This is a genomic window from Janthinobacterium sp. CG_23.4 (genome assembly GCF_029892305.1).
Taxonomy (GTDB): domain Bacteria; phylum Pseudomonadota; class Gammaproteobacteria; order Burkholderiales; family Burkholderiaceae_D; genus Janthinobacterium; species Janthinobacterium lividum_D.
The window spans coordinates 559139-583604 of sequence record NZ_JARXUX010000001.1 but is presented as its reverse complement, the minus strand read 5'-3'; the positions used below and the strand labels follow the sequence as shown (position 1 = coordinate 583604).

Genomic DNA, 24466 nt, shown 5'->3' with positions numbered 1-24466 from the left:
GCTCAATACATTCTATGCGGGTTGAAGATGCCGGCAGGATCGAAAGCCTGCCGCAGGCGCTGGTGGATAGTTGCAACAGCCGGCGCCAGCGGATGGAACACGCCCACCGTCTTGTCGCCGCCGCGGAACAGGGTGGCGTGGCCGCCGGCGGCAGCCACCGCCTGGCGGATTTCCTGAGCACCTTGCACGTCGGCGGCGGCATCGAGCTTCAGCCAGCGCTGCGCGCCACCCCACTCGATCAGTTGCTGCCCTTTTAAAATCATGGCGCTGGCGTGCGGCGGCAACGATAAGCGCCACAGGCTGTCCGCGTCTGTAAAGAAAGCGTGCGTCTGCTCGCGCACGGACAACCAGAAGGCGGCCGCGTCTTCGGCTGCCAGCAACTGGCCGCCCAGCGTGCGCAGCGCCGCCGACACGGCCGCTTCGGCGCCGGACAGGCGTAGCGTCAGCACGCCGTCATGCCAGCAGCTGGCCGATATCGGCAACGGTTTTCCCGCCCATTCATTGAGCATGCGCAAGGCGGCGATTTCCGCGCACGCCACGCGCAAGGTCGCTTCGCGCAGCGGCAAGGGCAGTACTTTCAGCGACACTTCCAGGATCAGGCCCAATGTCCCCAGCGAGCCGGCCAGCAGGCGCGAGACATCGTAGCCGGCCACGTTTTTCATGACTTGCCCGCCAAAAGCCAGGCGTTCGCCATGGCCGTCCATCAGCACGGCGCCCAGCACAAAATCACGTAGCGCGCCGGCACTGGCCCGGCGTGGGCCGGACAAGGCGCTAGCGACAACGCCACCGACCGTCGCGCCGGGGCCGAAATGCGGCGGCTCGAAGGCCAGCATCTGATTGCGCGCGGCCAGCGCCGCCTCGATCTCGGCCAGCGGCGTGCCGCAACGAGCCGTGATCACCAGCTCGGTCGGTTCATAGTCGATGATGCCGGCATACGCGCGCGTATCGAGCACCTCGCCGTCGAATTGCTGGCCATACCAGTCTTTGCTACCGCTGCCGCGCAAGCGCAAGGGGCTGCCCGCTGCGCTGGCGGCGACGATGCGCTGCCTGAATTGTTCCACTATCGCTTGCAAAGGAGTCTCCGGAAAATTAAAAACGCGGCAGGTTGGCAAACGGCAGGCGTCCGGCCGTCACATGCATCTTGCCAAATTCAGCGCAGCGGTTCAAGGTAGGTATCGCCTTGTCCGGGTTCAGCAAGGCGTGGGGATCGAAGGCGCGCTTGACGGCAAAGAAGGCATCGAGTTCGGCGCGCGTAAACTGCACGCACATGGAATTGATCTTTTCCATGCCCACGCCATGCTCGCCCGTGATGGTGCCGCCCACTGCTACGCAAAGGGCCAGGATGTCCGCGCCAAACGCTTCGGCGCGCTCGAATTGACCGGGCTCGTTGGCGTCAAACAGGATCAAAGGATGCAGATTGCCGTCACCCGCGTGGAACACGTTCGCACAGCGCAAGCCATGCGTCGTTTCCATGGCGGCGATGCCGGTCAGGACTTCGGCCAGGCGCTTGCGCGGGATGGTGCCGTCCATGCAGTAGTAGTCGGGCGAGATGCGCCCGGCGGCGGGAAAGGCGTTCTTGCGGCCGGACCAGAACTTCATGCGCTCAGCTTCCGACTGCGAGACGGCGATGGCACTGGCGCCGGCCCCTTCCAGCACGGCCGTCATGCGGGCGATTTCCTCTTCCACTTCCTCGTGCGTGCCGTCCGCTTCGCACAGCAAAATGGCCGCCGCATCGGTGTCGTAGCCAGCCTTGACGAATGGTTCGACCATGCGCGAGGACGTCTGGTCCATCATTTCCAGTCCGGCCGGGATGATGCCGGCGGCGATCACGTTGGCTACCGCATTGCCGCCCGTGACGACGTCGCCGAACGACGCCATGATGACCCGCGCGGTGGCCGGCTTCGGGATCAGTTTGAGCGTCACTTCGGTGACGATGCCGAGCATGCCTTCTGAGCCGATGAAGACGGCCAGCAGGTCGAGGCCGGGCGAATCGAGGCATTCGCCGCCCAATTCCAGCACCTCGCCAGCGATGGTAACGACGCGCACGCGCAGCACATTGTGCACGGTCAGGCCGTATTTCAGGCAATGCACGCCACCCGAGTTTTCCGCCACGTTGCCGCCGATGCTGCAGGCGATTTGCGACGAAGGGTCGGGCGCGTAATACAACGCGTACGGCGCCGCCGCTTCGGAAATGGCCAGGTTACGCACGCCCGGCTGCACCACGGCCGTGCGCGCGTAGGCATCGAGGCGCACGATGCGGTTCAGGCGCGCCGTCGACAGCACCACGCCGTCGGCGATGGGCAAGGCGCCGCCCGACAAGCCCGTGCCGGCGCCACGCGGCACGATCGGCACATTCAACTCGCGGCAGACGCCGAGGATGGCGATGACTTGCTCTTCCGTGTCGGGCAAGGTGACCACCATCGGCAACTGACGGTAAGCGGCCAGGCCGTCGCATTCGTACGGGCGCGTATCTTCGGCGTCGGACAGCACGCAGCGAGCCGGCAGCACGGCCAGCAGGGCCGCGACGACAGCTTGCTGGCGTGCGACGGTGAATCCGGATTTAGGGGCGGCTTTGAGCATAAGATAGGGGGCAGACAGGCATGGTCGTGTACTGATTGTAAGCACAAAAGTGGCGCGCAGCGCATTTTTTGTCCAATTTGCAGGCAAATCTGCGGTCAGGCGGCGCGCAGTGTCGTATGCTGCTTCCATTCTTCTTTGACAGGATCAGCATCATGGGCAACCGACTTTCGAAAATCGCCACCCGCACGGGCGACAATGGCAGCACAGGCCTGGGCGACGGCAGCCGCACCAGCAAGGATAGCGCCCGCGTTCACGCCATGGGCGACGTGGACGAACTCAATTCCAATATCGGCTTGCTGCTGTGCGAAGCCATGCCCGACGCCTTGCGCGAAGAGCTGGTAGCCATCCAGCACGACCTGTTCGACCTGGGCGGAGAAATCTGCATCCCCGGCTACCAGCTGATCAAGGAAGAGCATGTGCTGCGCCTTGATGATTTACTGGCGAAATACAATGCGGACTTGCCCGCCCTGAGTGAATTCATCTTGCCGGCCGGTTCACGCGCAGCCTCGCTGGCGCACGTCTGCCGCACTGTGTGCCGCCGCGCCGAGCGCAGCATCGTCACGCTGGCCAATGCGGAAACCCTGCACGAACATCCACGCCAGTACGTGAACCGCTTGTCGGACTTGCTGTTCGTGCTGTCGCGCGTGCTGAACCGCTTTGCCGGCGGCAGCGACGTGCTGTGGCGGCATGACCGCGCGCGCGCCTAAGGCCGCCGGCGCTGCATTTTTTATCGCCACCCCGTCACGCGTCACGCTGCCTCATCGGGTATCAACACTGCTAACGCGCAATGAGAACCATGCGCCATGGCAGTCATCACGGGACAGGGTGGGCGGCCCCTAGTCTGCGGCCTGCGTCAATTTTTTCCGGCGCCCCTTGAACGTGCACATGCTCGCGCAGCAAGCCACGCAGTAACTGCACCTGGGCCACGGCATCGGCTTGCAGGGCGGTCAAGCCGTCGCTGGCGCAGGGCGCGCAGGAAGGCGTGCCCGACACACCGCGCAGCAGCGCATCGATTTCCCCGCTGACTGCGGCAATCCACTGCTGCAGCGCGGGCGGCGCCGGCTCGGCCTGGGGACTCAAACTGATGCGAGCCGTACTGCCCGCCACGCGGCGCAGCAGCGGCAAGGTGCGCAGCGCCGCCAGGCCCACGCCGCTACTGCGATCCAGACGGCGCTCGATGCGCAGGCGCTGCAACACCTGTTCCGCGTTATTGCTGGCCAGTCCCGCCTCGCGGCGCAAGTGCGCGATGGCGCTATCCCAGCGTCCGCCTGCCACCAGCACGGCCAGCAGGTATTTCAGATTGGCCGACACGGCTTTCGCAAGGCGCTGGTCCAAATCGTCCGCCTCGCGGTCCGGCCACAGGAAAAACGTGGCCACCAGGGCCAGCACGCAACCGAGCACATTGTTGCCCAGGCGGCTGGCGGCATACACCATTTCGCTGGCGGGCGCCGCATAGTCGGCCACCAGTACGAAGGCCGGCGTCATGAACAACACGTGCAGGCTGTAGCTGACGCGGCGCAAAGCCATGGTGGCGACGATCAGGGGAAACACCACCAGTGAAATGGCCAGCGGGGTGTGCACGGCCAGGCCGATCAGCACGGCCAGCACGGCGCCCAGCACGCTGCCAGCAACGCGCTCGATGCCGCGCGGCCAAGTGGTCGATACGGACGGCTGCAATATCAGTAACGTTGCCATGGTGGCCCAGTAGCCAAAGGGAATCTGCAGCGCCTCGACCAGCAGGAAGCCGGCCGTCGTCGCCAGCGACACGCGCGCCGCATGGCGCCAGCCCAGCGACTGTGGCGTGGCGTTGACTTTCGCCGTCTGCCACGCCTGCCCCAGCGCCAGGAAGGCCGCCTGGCGCCACGGCAACTGCGTCGCGCGCGGCAAGCCCAGTTCCATGAAGTCGACGTTCAGGCGCAAGGGCAGCAAGGCACCCAGTGCCGCTTCCAGGCGCCGTCCGCACACAGCCAGTCGACGCTGCAGGAGCAGGGGCGGCGTTTCCGGCTGGCGCTGCACGACTAGTCCCAGGCGGCGCAACAGCACGGCCATCACTTCCAGGCTGCGCCGCGCGCGCGGGTCCTGGTGCAAGCGCTGCTGCTCGCGCTCGCAGGTATGCGTGACGGCGATCAGATAGGCGAAGATGCGTTCAGCATCGCTGAGCGCCAGCAACAGGTTGTCGTACAGGATGCTGCGGCCCGCGCGCGCAGGCGGCACGGCGGCCAGCGCTACTCTCGCCGCCTCCAGCGCGGCGCGCGCCTGCGAGCGGTAGTTGGCGCCATGCGCAGCGGCGTCCGGCAGCGCCTGGCCCTGCGCCAGGAAGCGCGCATTGTCGCGCGCGATGCCGGCCAGGCGCGAATACGCGATGCCGATGGCGCGCCTGCTTGGGCCGAACGGGTGGATGCGCCACAGCGTAAAACTGAGCACGGTGGCAAACAGGCAGCCAAACATGTACAGGCCCAGGAACGGCGCCGTCTGCGTCATCGAGTCCAGCGGATGCGTGACCATCACTACGCAGGCCGTGGCCGCCAGGATCGCGACTTGCGCCGTGGCCGCACCCCAGATGCGCGCCAGCGCGCCGGCCCAGGAAAACAGCAGCACGGCAATAGCCGCCACCGCCACACCTTGGCCGGCCGCCAGCGCCGTCAAGCCGCCGGCAACGGTCGACAGCAAACCGAAGCCCAGCATCGAGACGAAGCGCATGCGCCGCGTGCCGGCCGCGTCGGCAAGACAAGTCCAGAAGGCGCCGATGGCGGCCCAGGAAAAATCGGGATGCTCGAACAACAGGCCCAGCAGCAGCATGGCGCTCGAGGCGCAGGCGGCCCGCAAGCCCTCGGACAGATTGGTTTCGTCGATGGCCAGGGTGACCATCCACAGGGGACGGCGCTGCGCCAGGGTGTCGGTGTAGGCGTGCATGCCCGTCAGCGAGCGGGCGGCCAGTGCGCGTGTACGGCGGTGAAGTTTCCTGAAATGCAAGGTCGACTTTGAGAAGGTATCAAAGCGTCATCGTAGCATTCCCGGACGAAAAATGTTGCAGTGCAGCGTAACATCGCTGCAGGCGAAAAAAAACGGCCCCGCAGCGCTAATGCCGTTCAGTTAAGGGTTTTGGCGTGATTGATGAGCGCCAGTAAATTCGCTAACCCCAGAGGCAAAGAGCTGGGTCGGACCCGCCGGGGGAATGTGCTTCAATGGAGCACATTCCGATCACGAAGTGACCGACCCCTGTCCAAGTTCTTGGGCTAAAAATAGCATCACTAACATACTAACTGAACGGCATTAACACCACAGTGCCGTTTTTCTGTCCGCAGGAAAACGGCGTTAGCTGACGGCGGCCAGGCGCGGCTGAGAGGCGCCGAAGCGCTGTTCGATCGAGGCAGCGATGCCGGCAGCATCGAGGCCCACGCTTTTCAGCAGTTGCACGGGGTCGCCATGGTCGATGAAGACGTCCGGCAAGCCGAGCATCAAAATCGGCTTGACTATGCCCTCCGCTGCCAAAGCCTCGGCCACGGCCGAACCGGCGCCGCCCATGATGCAGCCCTCTTCCACCGTCACCAGATAATCGTGCTCAGCGGCAAGCTGTTTCAGCAGCGCTACGTCGAGCGGCTTGACGAAGCGCATGTTGGCGACCGTCGCGTCGAGCTTCTCGCCCGCCGCCACACTAGGTGCCACCATGGAACCGAAGGCCAGGATGGCGCTGCGCTTGCCCTGGCGCTTGATCTCGCCCTTGCCGATTTCGATACTCGTCAATTCCGGCACGATGGCCACGCCGGCACCGGCACCGCGCGGATAGCGGATGGCTGCCGGGCCTGGGTAGTGGTAGCCCGTGGTGAGCATTTGCCGGCATTCGTTTTCATCGGACGCGGCCATGACGACCATATTGGGGATGCAGCGCAGGAAGGCCATGTCGTAATTGCCAGCATGCGTGGCGCCATCGGCGCCTACCAGGCCGGCGCGGTCCAGCGCAAACGTCACGTCGAGGTTTTGCAGCGCCACGTCGTGGATCAGTTGATCGTAGGCGCGCTGCAGGAAAGTCGAATAGATGGCCACGACGGGTTTCAGGCCTTCGCACGCCAGGCCCGCGCCGAAGGTCACGGAATGCTGCTCGGCAATACCGACGTCGAAATATCGGTTGGGGAACTGCTGTTCGAACTTGACCATGCCCGAACCTTCGCGCATGGCCGGCGTGATGCCCACCAGGCGCTTGTCGTGCGTCGCCATGTCGCACAGCCAGTTGCCGAACACTTCCGTATACGTCATCTTGGCCGGTGCCGTGGCCGGCTTGATGCCTTCGGCCGGGTTGAACTTGCCCGTGCCATGGTACAAAATCGGTTGCGCCTCGGCCAGCTTGTAGCCTTGCCCCTTCTTGGTCACCACATGCAGGAATTGCGGGCCCTTCAATTGCTTGATATTTTGCAAGGTCGGGATCAGCGAATCGAGGTCGTGGCCGTCGATGGGGCCGATATAGTTGAAACCGAATTCCTCGAACATGGTGGCCGGCACGACCATGCCCTTGGCGTGCTCTTCGAAGCGCTTCGCCAACTCCAGCACGGGGCCGGGCAAGACCGACTTGCCGACATTTTTTGCCGCCGCATAGAACTGGCCCGACATCAAGCGCGCCAGGTGGCGATTCAGCGCGCCCACGGGTGGCGAGATCGACATATCGTTGTCGTTCAAGATCACCAGCAGGTTGACGTCTTCCTGCACGCCTGCATTGTTCATCGCCTCGAAGGCCATGCCGGCCGTCATCGAACCGTCGCCGATCACGGCGATCGCGTGCAGTGGGTCGCCCTTGATCTTGGCCGCCTGCGCCATGCCCAGCGCCGCCGAGATCGACGTCGACGAATGCGCCGTGCCGAAGGTGTCGTACTCGCTCTCGTCACGTTTCGGGAAGCCGGAAATGCCATCCTTCTGGCGCAAGGTATGCATGCGCTCGCGGCGGCCCGTCAAAATCTTGTGCGAATAGGTCTGGTGACCCACGTCCCAGACGATGCGGTCATGCGGCGTGTTGAACACATAGTGCAGCGCGACGGTCAGCTCGACCGTACCCAGGTTGGACGACAGATGGCCGCCCGTCTTGGAAACGGAGTCGAGCAGGAAGCTGCGCAATTGCTGCGCCAGCGGCACCAGTTGCGAGCGGGCCAGCTTGCGCACTTGTGCTGGTTCATTGATGGTTTCTAACAGTTTCATTTATGCCTTCCGCTGCACGACCAGGTCCGCCAGCTCGCGCAAACGGCGTGCCTTGTCCCCGAATGGCGCCAGCGCCGCATGGGCGTCGCACCGCAATTGTTCTGCCAAGGCTCTCGATGGTTCCAGCCCCAGTATCGATACGTAGGTCGGCTTGTTGGCCGCCGCATCCTTGCCTGCCGTCTTGCCCAGGGTGGCCGAATCGGCCGTCGCGTCGAGCACATCGTCGACCACCTGGAACGCCAGTCCGACGGCGCGTGCATAAGCATTGAGCGCCGTCACCTCGTCCGACGTCAAGTCCTTGCCCGCCAGCGCGCCCAGCATCACGGCCGCGCGCAACAAGGCACCCGTTTTCAATTGATGCATCTGTTCCAGCTGCGGCAAGGTCAAGGCCAGGCCGACGCTATCGAGGTCAATCGCCTGGCCGCCGCACATGCCAAAGGAACCCGAGGCGTGCGCCAGCAGCTTGAGCATGGCCATTTGTCGCGCCGGTGGAATGGCCGTGCCGTCGACCAGCAGCATGAACGCTTGCGATTGCAGCGCATCGCCCACCAGCAGGGCCGTCGCTTCATCGTAGGCAATGTGCACGGTCGGCTTGCCACGGCGCAAGGCATCGTCATCCATGCAAGGCATGTCGTCGTGAACGAGCGAATACACGTGTATCATTTCGAGCGCACAAGCGGCACGCGCGAGGGTGTCTTGATCGGCATCAAACAATTCACCGGCCGCCATCACCAGCAGCGGGCGCACGCGCTTGCCGCCGCCCAGCAGCGCATAGCGCATGGCCGCGTGCAGCTTGTGCGGCACCACGTCTGGCGCTGGCAGGAATTGATCGAGCCGGCCTTCCACGCCGGACTGCGTAGTTTGCATCCAGTCGCCGAAGGTCACGCCGTCTTGTTGCACATTGGCCATCATAGCGCGGCCTCGCCGGCATCGACGAACGGTTTCAACATGTCGCCTTCCAATACTTTCACCTGCGCTTCGACGCTATCGAGCTGGGTGGCGCAATACTTGACCAGTTCCGAGCCGCGCTGATACGCCGCGACCGATGCTTCCAGCGGCAACTGGCCCGCTTCCATTTGCGTTACCAGCTGCGCCAGTTCCGCCATTGCCTCTTCAAACGAGGCCGGCGCGGCGGCAGCGGCAGTTAATTTCTTCGACATAGACTCAGATCTCTTCGTGGCACGAGGGGTATGTAGGGAGACGCCGGGGACTCCCGGCCAGCATAGAAGCGTTATTTTAGAACAAACTACACTATTAAGTGAAAACTAAAGCGCAAGCGGTGTGCTCAAAGGCAAACACGCTGCCGGCTTGGCGGCGAATTCTAGCGCAATCGTTCCCTGCGGCCGGAAATTGTACTGCAAATGACAATATTTCTCATTAATCTCATTAAAGCCGCCTATTTGCTGGAGGGTTTTGGCAATGCCGAGGCCGATACACGCTATAATCGCCGGTTGTGTCCGAAATACCGTTTCAACAAATTTGAATTCAGGTCTTTGCGGATTCTTTCTCTCTGTAGCGGCTGCCCAGGGAATGGCCTGGGGCACTGCTGACCGTTGTACATTTATGGGGGGTTGGGATGTCCGATCTGGCTACTCACGCCAAGCTGGCGCGTTCAAACGCGCAACTTCCGGTCCACGTCTATTTTGACGAAACGCTGTTGCAGCGTGAAATGCAGCAATTGTTCCAAGCCGGCCCGCGCTATGTCGGGCATGCGCTGATGGTGCCGGAAACCGGCGATTTTGCGACCCTGGCGTCTGAGAACGAGGGGCGCATGCTCGTGCGCAACGCCAATGGCATCGAAGTGCTCTCCAACGTGTGCCGCCACCGGCAGGCGCTGATGTTCAATGGCCGCGGCAATGCGCACCATATCGTCTGCCCTCTGCACCGCTGGACCTACGACCTGAAGGGGAAATTGATCGGCGCGCCGCACTTCCCCGAGACGCCGTGCCTGAACCTGTCGAAAAAGCCGCTGCAAAGCTGGAATGGCTTGCTGTTCGAGCAAAATGGCTACAACGTGATGGAAAAATTGAAAGATTTATCCGTCTCGAAAGAACTCGATTTTTCCGGCTACATGTTTGACCACGTGGAAATCCACGAATGCGACTACAACTGGAAGACTTTCATCGAAGTCTGCCTCGAGGATTATCACGTGGAACCGTTCCACCCTGGCCTGGGCAGCTTTGTCAGCTGCGACGATCTGCGCTGGGAATTCGGCAACGATTACAGCGTGCAAACGGTGGGCGTGCACCGCGGCTTGCAGCAGGCTGGTACGCCTGCGTATAAAAAATGGCAAGAGCAGGTGCTGCAATTGCGTGGCGGCGAAGCACCACCGTATGGCGCCATCTGGCTGACCCTGTACCCGAACATCATGGTCGAATGGTATCCGCACGTGCTGATCGTCTCGACCCTGTGGCCCGATGGCCCGCAAAAGACGCGCAACGTGGTGGAGTTCTATTACCCAGAGGAAATCGTGCTATTCGAGCGCGACTTCGTCGAGGCAGAACGGGCCGCCTACATGGAAACCTGCGTCGAGGACGATGAGATCGCCTTGCGCATGGATGCCGGCCGCAAAGCCCTGATGGCGCGCGGCGAGAATGAAGTGGGGCCTTACCAGTCGCCCATGGAAGACGGCATGCAGCATTTCCACGAGTGGTACCGCAACAATATCGAACTGTAATTAGTAGAAGGGCCGCATTGCGCGGCCCTTTTTTTTATCCTTCCAATTTCCAGGAATCCAATGCAATCGTTGTGGATGCTGTTTGCCAGCTTTATGTTCGCCATCATGGGCGTGTGCGTGAAACTGGCGTCGGAGTTGTATTCGACTTCCGAAATCGTCATGTATCGCGGCATCATCGGCATGAGCGTCATGAGCTGTACGATTTTGTACCAGGGCGGCAGCTTTAAAACCACGCTGCCGGGCCAGCATCTGTGGCGCGGCGTGGTGGGCGTGATCGCCCTGTGGCTGTGGTTTTATGCCATCGCCATCCTGCCGCTGGCCACGGCCATGACGCTCAATTACATGGCGCCCATCTGGATCGCCGTGATTTTGCTCGCGGGCGGCTGGTGGAAAGCGACGCAGCAAGTCGAGTGGCCGCTGGTGGCAGCCATTGCCATGAGCTTTGTCGGCGTGACCCTGCTGCTGCAACCCGTGTTCGAGACGGACCAGGTGGCTGGCGCCATCACGGCCTTGATTTCGGGCATGCTATCGGCCCTCGCCTATTTGCAGGTGCGCAAACTGGGCTTGCTGGGCGAACCCGAATACCGTGTCGTGTTTTATTTCTCGGTCGTCAATTTTCTCGCCGGCGTGATCGGCAACGTGGCCAGCGCCGGCGGCGGTCCCGTCGTCTGGCACGCGCACACGAGCGGCTACGGCATCGGCTTGCTGGCCGTGATCGGCCTATGCGCCACCATGGCACAGATGGCCATGACGCGCGCCTATCGCCTGGGCAAAACCCTCGTGGTTGCCAACTTGCAATACACGGGCATCGTCTTTTCCAGCTTCTGGGGCGTGGTGATCTTTGGCGACCTGTTCGACTGGCATGGCTGGGCCGGCATCGGCATCATTCTCGCCTCCGGCATCGCGGCAACCTATTACAATACCCGCAACACGGCCCGTGGCGCCGCCATCGCGCGCACGGATCCCATCGCCAGCGAAGTGTAAAGGAGCGTTACTGATGTACACCACCCTGTTACAGGCCAGTGAACTGGCCAGCCACCTCAATGACAGCCACTGGGTCATCCTCGATTGCCGCCACGACTTGCTCAACCCCACTGCCGGCAGCGATGCGTTTGCCGCTGGCCACATCCAGAACGCGCAGTTTGCCGATATCGACACGGCCCTGTCCGGCCCGAAAACAGCGCGGGGCGCGGACTTTACGGGCCGACATCCCTTGCCCGACCGCAACGCCCTGCTGGCCACCTTGCGCGGCTGGGGCATCAATGACGACACGCAAGTGGTCGCCTATGACGGCCAGGGCGGCATGTTCGCCGCCCGTTTATGGTGGCTGCTGCGTTGGGTAGGCCACCCGGCCGTTGCCGTACTCGACGGCGGCCTGGGCGCGTGGCAGGCGCAAGGTTTGCCGCTGGTCACGCCCGTGGCACCGCGCGCAGCAGGCAACATCACGGAAAAAGTCAGCCTGACGCGCACGGTCAGCGTGCAGGAGGTGCTGGCGAACCTGGCCACGCAGGAACTGCAGGTGCTCGACGCGCGCGCGCCAGATCGTTTCCGTGGCGAAAACGAAACCATCGACCCCGTGGGCGGCCATATCCCGGGCGCGAAAAACCGTTTATTCAAGGATAACTTGCAGGCGGATGGTCGCTTCAAATCCGCTAAAGAACTGGAGCAGGAATTCGCGGGCCTGATCAGCACGGCTAAATCTACTATCCTGCAATGCGGCTCCGGCGTCACGGCGTGCCATAACCTGCTGGCCCTGGAAGTGGCCGGTTTAAGCGGCGCGGCCCTGTATCCGGGTTCGTGGAGCGAATGGTGCGCCGATCCGGCGCGGCCCGTGGCGACGGGCAACTAACAAAATGGCGGGCCAGATGGTCCGCCATTTTTTTGTTGGTGGATAACTGCGATCTTATCCCCGACGCTTGATGCAGCCATTCCAGTGCCGCCTGCAGCGCCCGCTGGCAACCGCAAGGCCATGCCCGGCGCACTGAGCCCGTGCATCAGCCGCCGTGGCGTTTATGCGTCAAAAACAGCACGATGCATACGCCCAATGCGATCAGCAGCACTTGCGGTATGGTTTCGCGCAGGGTCGAACGACGCTGCATCTGCGGCATCAGGTCGGACAGGGCAATATAGATGAAGCCGGACGAGGCGAACACCAGCACGTAAGGAATCAGGTTGCTGGCGCGGTCCAGGGTGAAATAGCCAAGCAAGCCGCCGGCCACCGCCATCAGGCTGCACAGCAGATTGAAGATGTAGGCGCGCAGGCGCGAAAAACCGGCATTGAGCAACACGATGAAGTCGCCGATTTCTTGCGGGATTTCGTGCGCGATGATGGCCAGGCCCGTCACCAGCCCCAGTTTCGGATCGGCCAGGAAGGCGGCGGCGATCAGGATGCCGTCGGTAAAATTGTGCATGCCGTCGCCGACTAAAATCATCCAGCCGGCCTTGCCCGCTTCGTGCTTGTCGTGGCCGTGCGCATGCTGGTGGCCATCGCCTTCATGGTGGTGCGAATGGCGCAGGATGGCGAACTTTTCCAGCATGAAAAAGGCCAGCAAGCCCGCCAGCAAGGTGGCGAACAGGCTGCGCGGGTCCGCTTGCGACTCGAACGCTTCAGGCAAGGCGTGCAGCAGCGACGTCGACAGCATGATGCCGACGGACAAGCTGACCATGCGCTCGACCACTTTGGACAAGAATGCAAACGAAAAGATCGCCGCCGCAGTAATGCTGAAGACGCCCGCGAGCGTGGTCGCGAGCAAAATGGATATAAGGACGGGATCGATGATTTTCTTACCTCAAAATGGCGCCGGGTCACTGGCGCCGCGATGCTGGCGTCTGGCCTGATGCATACGCTGTTATCTATTACTTAATTTTTTGTGCGTTTGGCGGCAGCGTAGCGCGATGGAGATGCAATTGTACTGCATTGACGCACACCGGGCACTTTACAGCCCGGTGCGCCTTTCGCGTTTTTCGCGTTTTTCACATCAAGGGATGGAAAAAATAGCGTCATCAGGCACTTTTAGCGCCGTTCAGGCCGCAAACTCAGGCAACACCATGCGTTTTGAACCAGGCCAGGCAACGCGCATAGCCGTCTTTCGCATCGGCCGCCACATAGCTGGCGCGGTAATCGGCGTTGAAGGCATGGCCCGCATCGGGGTAGACGACGAATTGCGATTGCTTGCCGCCCTTGGCCAGCGCCTCCTGCATCTTGGCAATCGATTCCTGCGAAATGCCCGTATCCTTGCCGCCGTACAAACCCAGTACGGGGACTTTCAAGGTCGCGGCGATATCGATGGGATTGCTCGGTTGCAAAGGGGTCGGCTCACCCACCAGGCGGCCATACCAGGCCACGCCCGCCTTGACGGCCTGATTGTGCGCCGCGTACAGCCAGGTGATACGCCCGCCCCAGCAAAAGCCGGTAATGGCCAGGCGGCTCGTGTCGCCGCCATTCTGTTTTGCCCACGCAACAACCGCGTCGAGGTCCGCCATCACTTGCGCGTCGGGCGTCTTGGCGATAATGCCTTTCAACAGTTCAGGAATGCTGGCCACCTTGGTAGGGTCGCCCTGGCGCACGAACAAATCGGGTGCCAGCGCCAGATAGCCCTGTTTGGCGAAGCGGCGCGCCATGTCGGCAATGTGCTCATGCACGCCAAAGATTTCCGAAATGACCAAGACCACGGGCAAGCCCGTCTTGCCTTCCGGCTGCGCCGCATACACGGGCACGGCCTGGCCATCGACCATCACCGACATGCTGCCTGTGACGAGCCCGGCAGAATCGGTCTTGATGACGCTTTGCGCCGCCACGGGCAGCACGGCCACGGCAAAGCCCGCGCCCAGCGCCACCTTCAGGAAACCACGCCGGCCATCCGGCCCGGACAAGCTGCTCTGGCCCAGCAAACTTTCACAATCGGTGATCATGTCGCTCATGCGTTTCTCCTGAAAGGTGTGTTGACAAAAAATGTCGGCTTACGCGCTGCGCGCTAAGCCGACCTACGCTCATTGCTATTGTTAAACATGTAGGTCGGCTTAGCGGGGCATGCCCCGCGTAAGCCGACGCAGCATCAATGCGCTTCATCCCAGTTTTTACCGATACCTACCTCGGCAGTGAGCGGTACTTTCAATTCGGCCACGCCAGCCATCAGTTCCGGCAGCTTGCGCTTGACCAGTTCCAGTTCCGCGTCGGGCACTTCCAGCACCAATTCATCGTGCACCTGCATGATCATCTTCGTTTGCAAGCCGTCTGTTTCCAGCCAGTCTTGCACGGCGATCATGGCCAGCTTGATCAGGTCGGCAGCCGTGCCCTGCATGGGCGCATTGATCGCCGCCCGTTCGGCTCCCTGGCGGCGCGGGCCGTTCGGCGAATTAATTTCCGGCAACCATAAACGGCGCCCGAACACGGTTTCCACGTAACCGCGCGCCTTGGCTTGCTGGCGCGTGTCTTCCATGTACTGTTTCACACCGGAAAAACGCGCAAAGTAGCGGTCGATATAGCTTTGCGCGGCCGTGCGGTCCACGCCCAAGTTACCGGCGAGGCCAAACGCGCTCATGCCGTAGATCAAACCAAAGTTGATGACCTTGGCGTAGCGACGCTGTTCGCTCTGCACTTCCGCGGCTGGCACGCCAAAAATTTCAGCGGCCGTGGCGCGGTGAATGTCGATGCCTTCGGCAAACGCGCGCAGCATCGCTTCGTCGCCAGAGATGTGTGCCATGATGCGCAATTCGATCTGCGAATAGTCGGCCGAGACGATATGGCTGCCCGGCGGCGCAATGAAGGCTTCGCGAATGCGCCGGCCTTCCGCGCTGCGGATGGGAATATTCTGCAAGTTCGGGTCGTTCGATGCCAAGCGCCCCGTCACGGCCACGGCTTGCGCATAGTTCGTATGCACACGGCCCGTGCTGACGTTGATCATCTTCGGCAATTTGTCCGTGTAGGTCGATTTCAGCTTGGCCAAGCCGCGGTATTCGAGCAGCACTTTGGGCAGCGGATAATCCTCGGCCAGCTTTTGCAGCACTTCTTCATCGGTCGACGGCGCGCCCGTCGGGGTTTTTTTGACTACCGGCAACTTCAGCTTTTCAAAGAAGATTTCACCGATCTGCTTGGGCGAACCCAGGTTGAACGGCTGCTCGGCCAGTTCATACGCCTTCTTTTCCAGTTCCAGAATCTTCGCGGCCAGTTCGGCCGACTGGATGTTGAGCAGCTCGTCGTCGATCAGTACGCCGTTGCGCTCGATCTTTTGCAAGACCACGGCCGTCGGCATCTCGATCTTTTCATAGATGAAGGTGAGCTTGTCATCGTTGGCCACGTTACCCCACATGGCATTGTGCAAGCGCAAGGTGACGTCGGCATCCTCGGCCGCATAGCTGGCCGCCCGCTCCACTTCCACCTGATTAAACGTGATCTGCTTGACGCCCTTGCCGCATACGTCTTCAAAAGGGATCGTCGTGTAATTGAGGTGGCGCAGGGCCAGGCTGTCCATGTCGTGTTTCTTGTGCGATTCGAACACATACGATTCGAGCAAGGTATCGTGGGCGATGCCGCGCAACGTCACGCCATGGTTGGCGAAGATATGGCTGTCGTACTTCAGATTCTGCCCAAGCTTGGGCTTGTGCGCATCTTCCAGCCATGGGCGCAGTTTCGCCAACACGTGCTCGCGCGTCAACTGGTCCGGCGCGCCCGCGTAATCGTGGGCCAGCGGGATATAGCAAGCGGCGTGTTCGGCCACGGACAGGGAAATACCGACCATTTGCGCCGTCATCGGTTCGAGCGACGTGGTTTCCGTGTCGACAGCCGTCAGCGACGCCGCATCGATCAGGGCCAGCCATTTGTCCAGCTGCTCATCCGTCAGCACGGTTTCATAGACGGCTTCGACCTTTGGTGCGGCATCGGCGAACATGTCGCCGGTCATGTTCGTCGTCGCTACCGGTGCGCCGACTGGCGACATGGGCGGCGGCGTGGCGCCCAGTTCGCGCAGCAGAGCCTTGAAGCCATAGCGGTTGAAGAAGGCCAGCAGCGCTTCCTTGTCTTCGTGTTTCGCCGCCAGCGAGTCGGCGATCGTCGTCATGTGCTGCGACAAATCACAATCGGTCTTGACAGTGATCAAGGCGCGCGCCTGCGGCAGCCATGGCAAGGCCGTGCGCAGGTTTTCACCCACGGCGCCGCCCACTTGGGCCGCATTTTCGATGACGCCTTCCAGGCTGTCGTACAAGGTCAGCCACTTGACGGCCGTTTTCGGGCCGCACTTCGATACACCAGGCACGTTGTCCACCGTATCGCCGATCAACGACAGATAATCGATGATGCGCTGCGGTGGCACGCCGAACTTGGCCAGCACGGCCGCTTCGTCGAGCTTTTCATTGCTCATGGTGTTGATCAGGGTCACCTGGCCGTTGACCAGTTGCGCCAGATCCTTGTCGCCCGTTGACACCACCACGTTCATGCCGGCGGCAGCGGCCTGCACGGCCAGGGTACCGATCACGTCATCGGCTTCCACGCCGTCGACCATCAAAATAGGCCAGCCCATGGCGCGCACGGCTTCGTGGATCGGTTCGATCTGCAGGCGCAGGTCATCGGGCATCGAGGCGCGCGTGGCCTTGTACTCGGGATACATATCATCGCGGAAAGTTTTACCTTTGGCATCGAAGACGCAAGCGATGTAGGCGGCCGGGTAATCGGCGCGCAGGCGGCGCAGCATGTTGACCATGCCGTGCATGGCGCCCGTGGGATAGCCGTCCGGGCTGCGCAGGTCGGGCAGCGCATGGAAGGCGCGATAAAGGTAACTGGAACCGTCGACTAACAGCAGGGTGTTGTGCATAATGCCAATAAAATAAGGTGAGCGCGCCCGCCCCGAGAGCGGCGGGCGGGTCAAATATCGCCCAATTATCGCAGAGTTTAGGACCGCGCCACCGGGGACGCGGCTGCCGTTTTTTGTGCAATGCGCCACGACTGGCGCCCCACCTGCCGACCCGGCCGGCGGCCAGGGTCTATTTACACGCATTTAATCAACCGTATTGAGCAGCTTTGCTTACCAGTTTGTTACAATGGCCTATACATAAATTGACGGCATTAGAGCACTGCACGCGCTGCAGTCCTATACATGCAAGCGAACCCATGGAAGCAAACCCATCATGATGCGTACATCGACACTCTGGACATTCCTCGCCCTGCCCCTGCTGGCAGCTTCGGCCATTGCCAGCGCCCAGACGCCGGCCAAACCGAGCGAAGCGCCGCCACAGCTCGAGCGTATCGAGGAAATGGGTGAAGCGCCGATCACCGTGGCACCAGCGGCCGCCAAACAACAAATTAGCGAAAAACGCGAAGCGGGCGTGACCAGCGAAGTCAAAGTCACCACCGGCGGCAGCACCTATTACATGAAGCCGGCCGCCGGCGCAGACCAGGCCAACGGCAGCGCCCTGCGCGGCCCACAATGGAAAGTGCTGGAATTCGACCTGGGCAAGAAAAAACAGAAACAACGCGATGAAGAGGCTGCAGACGCGCCAGCACCGCCAGCACCCCCAGCAGCAGCGAAGTAAGCAGCCACTATCTTTTACCCTGCCCCGGCCACCTGCGGGGCAGCCGGCTTTTTTTGACCTTTTAGACCACTCCTCTCTTACCCATGGCAGTTTTTACCGCGCTACATCTGGACGATATCGGCCAGTGGATCACGCAGTTTCCACTCGGCAAACCTCTGGCGCTCAAGGGCATCGCGTCCGGCATCGAAAATAGCAATTTCTTCCTCAGCACGGAGCGCGGCGAATATGTGCTGACGATCTTTGAAAACCTCAGCTTCGAGCAATTGCCGTTTTATCTGCAACTGATGCGCCATTTGGCGGACCGGGGCGTGCTGGTGCCCGCGCCGATCGCCAATGCCGATGGCGAACTGGTGACGGCCCTGCAAGGCAAGCCGGCCGCCATCGTCAGCAAACTCGACGGCAGCTCGCAAATGGCGCCGCAAGCCGTGCATTGCGCCGCTGTCGGCGCCATGCTGGCGAAGATGCACCTGGCGGGGCGCGATTTCCCCCTGCAGCAAGCCAATTTGCGCGGCCTGGACTGGTGGAATGCCACCACGGCGCTGGTCGTGCACCACCTCGATGATGCCAATGCGCATTTGCTGCGCGCGGAAATCCATTTCCAGGACGCCTTTGCCGCCTGCGCTACCTATAAAGCCATCCCGCGCGGCCCCGTGCATGCCGACTTGTTCCGCAACAATGTGATGTTTGACGGCGAGCGCCTGACAGGCTTTTTCGACTTTTACTTTGCCGGTTGCGACACCTGGCTGTTCGATGTCGCCGTGACCGTCAACGACTGGTGCATAGACCTGGCCACGGGCAAACTCGACACGGTGCGCGTGCGCGCCCTGCTCGATGCCTACGGGGCCGTGCGCCCGTTCACGCCCGAAGAACAGACGGCATGGCAAGCGATGCTGCGCGCTGCCGCGCTGCGCTTCTGGCTATCGCGCCTGTACGATTATTACCAGCCGCGCGAAGCGGAAATGCTGACCCCGCACGATCCGGCGCATTTCGAACGCATTCTGCGCGAACGTATCGCCACACCTGCTCCGGAACTGTTTTAAACATGGAAAAATTACCTGCAAGTACAGGTTGGCAATGGGTGAAACAAGGCTTCGCCCTGTTTCGCAAGCAACCTGGCGGCATGTCGATGCTGTTTCTCGGCTATATGTTTTGCATGCTGGCCGTCAGCATCGTGCCCGTGCTCGGTCAATTGCTGCCCGTCATCCTGGTCCCCGTATTTTCCGTGGCCTTCGTGCAAGGCTGCCTGCATATCGACCAGGGCAAGCGCGTCCTGCCCAGCCTGCTGATCTCGGGCTTCCGCAAGCCGGCCTTTGCATCCCTGTTCGGCCTGGGCGTGCTGTACATTCTCATGGCCATCCTTGCCATCGGCGCCGCCACCCTGGTGGACGACGGCTTGCTGTGGCAACTGGTGACCGGACAACTGACGGAAGAAGCCGCGCGCGCTGTCATCCCCGAGTCGCGCCTGGGCCTTGGCATCCTGCTGGCGATCGTGCTGTACGTGCCGGCCGCGATGGCTTTCTGCTTTGCCGCACCGCTGATCTACTGGAAAAAAACCGGCCTGGGCAAGTCGCTGTTCTTCAGCTTTTTCGCCGTCTGGCGCTCGCTGTCGGCCTTCATCGTCTTCGCTTCCACTTGGTTCGCCATCAGCATCGTCACCAGCCAGTTGCTGGCCCTCATCTTTGGCCGCACGCCAATGATGATGCAACTGATGCTGCCGTTGTCGATGATACTCACCATCATCATGCATTGCTCGTTCTACGCCGCCTACCGCCAGATCTTTGGCGTGCCCGTCGAGGAGAGCAAGACGGTGTCGCTGGATAAGACCGGCGAGTGATCACCGGTCAGACGTAGGTCGGATTAGCGGCGGCACGCCGCGTAATCCGACGCTGCGGGGCTAACAGTGGTGTCGGATTACGCTGCGCTAATCCGACCTACGCACTGGGGTCAGACCCTCAACACCGCTAACGCAAAGTTTGGCGCCAACATGACCGGGGGTCTGACCCCGGTATTTAGCGGCCTAATCTCTCCAGCTTGGCAATCCCCAGGTCCAGCACCTTCATGCCGTGCTGTCCGAAATTGATCTGCGCGCGCGCATTGCCGCCGCCGCCTTCGATGTTGACGATCACGCCTTCGCCAAACTTGGCGTGCGCCACCGATTCACCGATGCGCCAGCCGCCGCCCGTGGCTTTTTGCGCGATCTTTTGCGCAATCGCATTGTCGGAACCCAGGCTGGCCACGCGCGGCGCCTCGTCCCAGGCCGACTTGCGGTTGCCGAACCAGTTCGCCTGTACCTTCGGCGACAGCCACTTCAGCGCTTCTTCCGGCAATTCATCGAAGAAGCGCGACTTCATGTTGTAGCGCGTCTGTCCATGCAGCATGCGCGTCTGCGAGAAGCTCATATATAAGCGTTTGCGCGCGCGCGTGATTGCCACATACATCAGCCGACGTTCTTCTTCCACGCCGTTGTCTTCCTTCGAGCTGCTTTCGTGCGGGAACAGGCCCTCTTCCAGGCCGGTAATAAACACATTATCGAATTCCAGACCCTTGGCCGAGTGCACCGTCATCATCTGCAACGCATCCTGGCCCGCCTGCGCCTGGTTATCCCCGGCTTCCAGCGACGCGTGCGAGAGGAAGGCAGAAAGCGGCGACATCACGGCCGGCAACGGCGCATCGGCGTCGAGTATGTCGATGCCGTCCCGGTTCACCACGGGCACGCCCGACTGCGCCTGGGCGGCCGGCCCCAGGTGCGCCGGTGCAGCCTGACCGAAACCTTCTTCGGCAACGAACTGGCTGGCCGCGCTCACCATCTGTTCCAGATTCTCGATGCGGTCGGCGCCTTCCTTTTCATTCTGATAATGCTGGAGCAAGGTACTCGCTTCCAGCACGACGCGCACCATTTCGGGCAGCGACAATTGCTGCGTTTCGAAGCGCACGCCCTCGATCAGCTTGACGAAACCGGCCAGCACGCTGCCAGCCTTGCCCGCCACGTAGGGCACGGAGGCGTACAGCGAAATACCGTACTGTTCCGAGGCGGCCTGCAATTGCTCGATCGAACGCATGCCGATGCCGCGCGTGGGGAAATTAACCACGCGCAAGAAAGCGGAGTCGTTATGCGGATTGTCCATCAGTTGCAAATATGCAATCGCGTGCTTGACCTCGGCGCGCTGGAAGTAGCGCTGGCCGCCATACACGTGATATGGAATGCTGGCTGAAAACAGCGCATGCTCGATCACGCGCGACTGTGCGTTCGAGCGGTACAAAATAGCAATTTCGCTGCGCGAAGCGCCATCGGCGATCAAGCTTTTCGCCTCTTCGATGATCCACTGCGCTTCTTGCAAGTCGGAACTGGCTTCATACACGCGCACCTGCTCGCCAAGACCGGCGTCGGTGCGCAGATTCTTGCCCAGGCGCTTGCTATTGTTCGCGATCAACACGTTAGCGCTGTCGAGGATGTGACCATGCGAGCGGTAGTTCTGCTCGAGCTTGATCAAGTTCTTGACCTGGAACTCGTGCTCGAAGGCGCTCATATTGCCGACGTTGGCGCCGCGAAACGCGTAAATACTCTGATCATCGTCGCCCACGGCAAACAGGGCGCCGCCATCGCGGCTGCCGTGGCCAGCCAGCAACTTGAGCCAGTTGTATTGCAGATTATTCGTATCCTGGAACTCATCGACCAGGATGTGGCGGAAGCGCGCCTGGTAATGCTCGCGCAGCGGCTGGTTACGGCTGAGCAATTCGTACGTGCGCAGCAGCAGTTCGGCAAAATCGACCACGCCTTCGCGCTGGCACTGATCGTCATACAGCTGGTACAGCTCGACCATCTTGCGCTCGTGCGCGTCATACGCTTCCACGTCCGTGGCGCGCAAGCCCTGGTCCTTGGCATTGTTGATGAAATACATCACCGTCTTCGGCGGGAATTTTTCATCATCGATATTATTTGCCTTCAACAAGCGCTTGATCACCGACAACTGATCCTGCGAATCGAGGATCTGGAAAGGCTGCGGCAAGGCCGCGTCCCGGTAATGCGTGCGCAGCAGGCGGTTGCACAGGCCGTGGAAGGTACCGATCCACATGCCGCGCGTGTTGATCGGCAACATGGCCGACAGACGCGTGAGCATTTCCTTGGCGGCCTTATTGGTAAAGGTCACGGCCAGGACGCCGGGCGGCGATACCTGCTGGGTCTGGATCAGCCACGCGATGCGGGTGGTCAGCACGCGGGTCTTGCCCGAGCCAGCGCCAGCGAGGATCAGCGCATGTTGGGCCGGCAAGGTGACGGCAGCCAATTGTTCGGGATTGAGGTTGTGAAGAAGATTTTGCATGCCGTGATTATACCGGCATGGCTAAAAATACTGTGCATTTGTCCAGCGATCTTGAGCAATTGAATGGCTGCAGGCCGATGGACCTGTCGAGTAAATAAGCTTGGGAAGGGTTAGGCACCGCCTCCCCGAGCATTACGTCGGAAGTCGCCCGATCGATGCCGGGCAATCTCCGCCTGCGCTACCGCACTGAAGCACGGGAACTCAAGCGCAGTCAGATTTTTGATGAAAAGCAGGGTAAAAAGCGCAGGCCGCAGCCTGCGCAAAATACCGTGTCAGGGCGTATGTCTATCAGTACAGCACCACGGAACGAATAGACTCGCCGCTTTTCATCAGGTCGAAGCCCTGGTTGATGTCTTCCAGCTTCAGCCTGTGCGTGATCAGGTCGTCAATATTGAGCTTGCCTTCCATATACCAGTCGACGATCTTCGGCACGTCCGTGCGCCCGCGCGCGCCGCCGAAGGCCGAACCGCGCCATTCGCGCCCCGTCACCAACTGGAATGGGCGCGTGGAAATTTCCTGGCCCGCCGCAGCGACGCCGATGATGAACGATTTGCCCCAGCCCTTGTGCGTGCATTCAAGCGCCTGGCGCATCAGGGTCGTGTTGCCGACGCATTCAAACGAATAATCGGCACCGCCATCGGTCAGCTGCACGATGGCATCGACGACGTTTTCCACCGCATTCGGATTGATGAAATGCGTCATGCCGAACTTGCGCGCGATGGCCTGGCGCGCCGGGTTGATATCGATACCGATGATTTTATCGGCGCCGACCATTTTCGCCGCCTGGATCACGTTCAAGCCGATGCCGCCCAGGCCAAACACGGCCACGTTGGCGCCCGCTTCCACCTTGGCCGAGAACAATACCGCGCCCACGCCCGTCGTCACGCCGCAGCCGATGTAGCACACCTTGTCGAACGGCGCGTCTTCGCGGATCTTTGCCAAGGCAATTTCCGGCACCACGATGTAGTTGGAAAAGGTCGAGGTGCCCATGTAATGGAACAAGGGCTGGCCATTCAGGGAAAAACGGCTGGTGGCGTCAGGCATCAGGCCGCGGCCCTGCGTCGAGCGGATGGCCTGGCACAAATTTGTCTTTTGCGACAGGCAGAACTTGCACTGGCGGCATTCCGGCGTGTACAGCGGGATGACGTGGTCATCCTTTTTCAGCGTCGTCACGCCCGGGCCCACGTCGACGACGATGCCGGCGCCTTCATGGCCCAGGATGGCCGGGAAGATGCCTTCCGGATCGGCGCCCGACAGGGTGTAGTAATCGGTGTGGCAAATGCCCGTGGCTTTCAGCTCGACCAGCACTTCGCCGGCGCGCGGGCCGGCCAGGTCGACTTCTTCGATGCTCAAAGGGGCACCCGCCTTCCAGGCAATCGCGGCTTTGGTTTTCATGTATGTCCTGTCTATGGTTGAACCAGGCGCGCCAGCGCGCCGTACCATCACATCATAACAAGCCAGGCGCCGACGTGCTACGCGGGCGCCAAACCGACGCTTGCTTCAACGCTTACTTGGTTTTTGCCCTGTTAAGGAAGGAACCATGCAAGCCGTTCAAGGTTTCCTCGGCCAACAGCAACTGGCTGGCGATTTCATTGATCTTGCGACGGCTGGAACGGGCGTGGTCGCGCAGCACCTCGAACGCCGTATTGCGGTCCGTCTGGAACTTACCCATCAGCAAACCCACGGCCAGGCTGGTTTCGCGGCCGGCGGCCAGCGCCGCATTCAAGTTCAGCTCGGTGCGGCGCAGCTGGCGGATTTCATCGGCGCGCGCCAGGCCCGCTTCGAAGGCAGGCATCAGGCGGCCTTCATCGACGGGTTTGACGACATAGCCAACGGCGCCGTAGGCGGCCGCCTGCTTGCCCGATTCGCTGTCGCCGCTGCCAGACAGGAACATGAACGGCACGCTCGTCTCGCCATGCAGGCGCTTGGCCAATTCCAGGCCGGACATGCCCGGCATGTGGATGTCGAGCAAGGCCAGGTCCGGCTCGCGCTGGGCGACCATTTGCAGCGCCACTTCGGCAGAATTGGCCAGGGCTGTCTCGTAGCCGGCATGGCACAGGACTTCGCCGAGGAATTCCAACAGGATCTGATCATCGTCAACGATCAAGATAAGGCGTTTCGCGGCGGCTGGCTGACTCATGGGTAAAGGGACCTCGCTAATGAAAGATGTTCTTATTATATG

19 protein-coding genes are annotated in these 24466 nt (G+C 61.5%); 7 read left to right on the top strand and 12 right to left on the bottom strand.

Features of this window, described 5'->3' with window-relative positions:
* Positions 1-2 precede the first annotated feature (2 nt).
* Positions 3-1073 (bottom strand): glycolate oxidase subunit GlcE, encoded by a 1071-nt coding sequence (gene glcE, locus H4V96_RS02615; RefSeq protein WP_196857038.1) that lies wholly within the window; start codon positions 1071-1073, stop codon positions 3-5.
* 16 nt (positions 1074-1089) lie between these two features.
* The gene (locus tag H4V96_RS02610; RefSeq protein ID WP_196857039.1) at positions 1090-2580 is read right to left on the bottom strand and encodes an FAD-linked oxidase C-terminal domain-containing protein; all 1491 of its coding nucleotides are present in this window, start codon (positions 2578-2580) and stop codon (positions 1090-1092) included.
* A 152-nt stretch (positions 2581-2732) separates the two neighbouring features.
* On the opposite strand from H4V96_RS02610, the gene H4V96_RS02605 reads away from it, so the two are divergent.
* Complete coding sequence (locus tag H4V96_RS02605) at positions 2733-3287, top strand: cob(I)yrinic acid a,c-diamide adenosyltransferase (RefSeq protein ID WP_010394792.1); 555 nt, start codon at positions 2733-2735, stop codon at positions 3285-3287.
* A gap of 106 nt (positions 3288-3393) precedes the next feature.
* On the opposite strand, the gene H4V96_RS02600 is transcribed toward H4V96_RS02605, so the two are convergent.
* The 4 genes from H4V96_RS02600 to H4V96_RS02585 all read right to left on the bottom strand — a co-directional run bounded on the left by H4V96_RS02600 (position 3394) and on the right by H4V96_RS02585 (position 8924).
* On the bottom strand, positions 3394-5553 hold the full coding sequence (locus H4V96_RS02600; RefSeq protein WP_280720677.1) for an FUSC family protein: 2160 nt from the start codon (positions 5551-5553) through the stop codon (positions 3394-3396).
* A 342-nt stretch (positions 5554-5895) separates the two neighbouring features.
* The gene (gene dxs / locus H4V96_RS02595) at positions 5896-7764 is read right to left on the bottom strand and encodes a 1-deoxy-D-xylulose-5-phosphate synthase (RefSeq protein ID WP_010394789.1); all 1869 of its coding nucleotides are present in this window, start codon (positions 7762-7764) and stop codon (positions 5896-5898) included.
* Entirely contained in the window at positions 7765-8676 is a 912-nt protein-coding gene (locus H4V96_RS02590; RefSeq protein WP_261980777.1) for a polyprenyl synthetase family protein, read from the bottom strand. It abuts the gene before it with no gap.
* Positions 8673-8924 (bottom strand): exodeoxyribonuclease VII small subunit, encoded by a 252-nt coding sequence (locus tag H4V96_RS02585; protein ID WP_010394784.1) that lies wholly within the window; start codon positions 8922-8924, stop codon positions 8673-8675. Before H4V96_RS02585 ends, H4V96_RS02590 begins: the two co-directional genes overlap by 4 nt.
* Before the next feature lie 416 nt (positions 8925-9340).
* Here H4V96_RS02585 and H4V96_RS02580 point away from each other — a divergent pair, with 416 nt between their 5' ends.
* Genes H4V96_RS02580 through H4V96_RS02570 form a run of 3 tightly spaced genes read left to right on the top strand, consistent with a single transcriptional unit; the run spans position 9341 to position 12290 of the window.
* Positions 9341-10441: an aromatic ring-hydroxylating dioxygenase subunit alpha gene (locus tag H4V96_RS02580; protein WP_196857041.1), complete on the top strand. Its 1101-nt coding sequence runs from the start codon at positions 9341-9343 to the stop codon at positions 10439-10441.
* Between the two features lie 60 nt (positions 10442-10501).
* Entirely contained in the window at positions 10502-11425 is a 924-nt protein-coding gene (locus tag H4V96_RS02575; protein WP_070345803.1) for a DMT family transporter, read from the top strand.
* 13 nt (positions 11426-11438) lie between these two features.
* On the top strand, positions 11439-12290 hold the full coding sequence (locus H4V96_RS02570) for a sulfurtransferase (protein WP_196857042.1): 852 nt from the start codon (positions 11439-11441) through the stop codon (positions 12288-12290).
* Positions 12291-12435: 145 nt separating this feature from the next.
* Here the strand turns inward: H4V96_RS02570 and H4V96_RS02565 are convergent, their stop codons facing one another.
* The 3 genes from H4V96_RS02565 to polA all read right to left on the bottom strand — a co-directional run bounded on the left by H4V96_RS02565 (position 12436) and on the right by polA (position 17247).
* Positions 12436-13194, bottom strand: a complete 759-nt coding sequence (locus H4V96_RS02565; RefSeq protein ID WP_010394777.1) for a ZIP family metal transporter — start codon at positions 13192-13194, stop codon at positions 12436-12438.
* A gap of 283 nt (positions 13195-13477) precedes the next feature.
* Positions 13478-14362 (bottom strand): dienelactone hydrolase family protein, encoded by an 885-nt coding sequence (locus H4V96_RS02560; protein ID WP_010394775.1) that lies wholly within the window; start codon positions 14360-14362, stop codon positions 13478-13480.
* A 134-nt stretch (positions 14363-14496) separates the two neighbouring features.
* Complete coding sequence (gene polA / locus H4V96_RS02555; protein ID WP_196857043.1) at positions 14497-17247, bottom strand: DNA polymerase I; 2751 nt, start codon at positions 17245-17247, stop codon at positions 14497-14499.
* A gap of 313 nt (positions 17248-17560) precedes the next feature.
* Between polA and H4V96_RS02550 the strand changes: the two genes are divergently transcribed.
* From H4V96_RS02550 to H4V96_RS02540, 3 genes are all read left to right on the top strand, one after another.
* The gene (locus tag H4V96_RS02550; protein ID WP_070345806.1) at positions 17561-17965 is read left to right on the top strand and encodes a hypothetical protein; all 405 of its coding nucleotides are present in this window, start codon (positions 17561-17563) and stop codon (positions 17963-17965) included.
* 83 nt (positions 17966-18048) lie between these two features.
* A complete protein-coding gene (locus tag H4V96_RS02545) occupies positions 18049-19005 on the top strand; it encodes a homoserine kinase (protein ID WP_196857044.1) in 957 nt (318 codons plus the stop codon).
* Positions 19006-19007: 2 nt separating this feature from the next.
* Positions 19008-19799 carry a BPSS1780 family membrane protein gene (locus tag H4V96_RS02540; protein WP_010394768.1) on the top strand — a complete coding sequence of 264 codons (792 nt, stop codon included), beginning with the start codon at positions 19008-19010 and terminating at the stop codon, positions 19797-19799.
* A gap of 175 nt (positions 19800-19974) precedes the next feature.
* On the opposite strand, the gene H4V96_RS02535 is transcribed toward H4V96_RS02540, so the two are convergent.
* From H4V96_RS02535 to H4V96_RS02525, 3 genes are all read right to left on the bottom strand, one after another.
* Entirely contained in the window at positions 19975-22284 is a 2310-nt protein-coding gene (locus tag H4V96_RS02535) for a UvrD-helicase domain-containing protein (protein ID WP_196857045.1), read from the bottom strand.
* A 288-nt stretch (positions 22285-22572) separates the two neighbouring features.
* Positions 22573-23679, bottom strand: coding sequence for an S-(hydroxymethyl)glutathione dehydrogenase/class III alcohol dehydrogenase (locus H4V96_RS02530; protein ID WP_010393359.1), 1107 nt, complete (start codon positions 23677-23679; stop codon positions 22573-22575).
* A 112-nt stretch (positions 23680-23791) separates the two neighbouring features.
* Entirely contained in the window at positions 23792-24424 is a 633-nt protein-coding gene (locus H4V96_RS02525) for a response regulator (protein ID WP_010393356.1), read from the bottom strand.
* Positions 24425-24466: the final 42 nt, after the last annotated feature.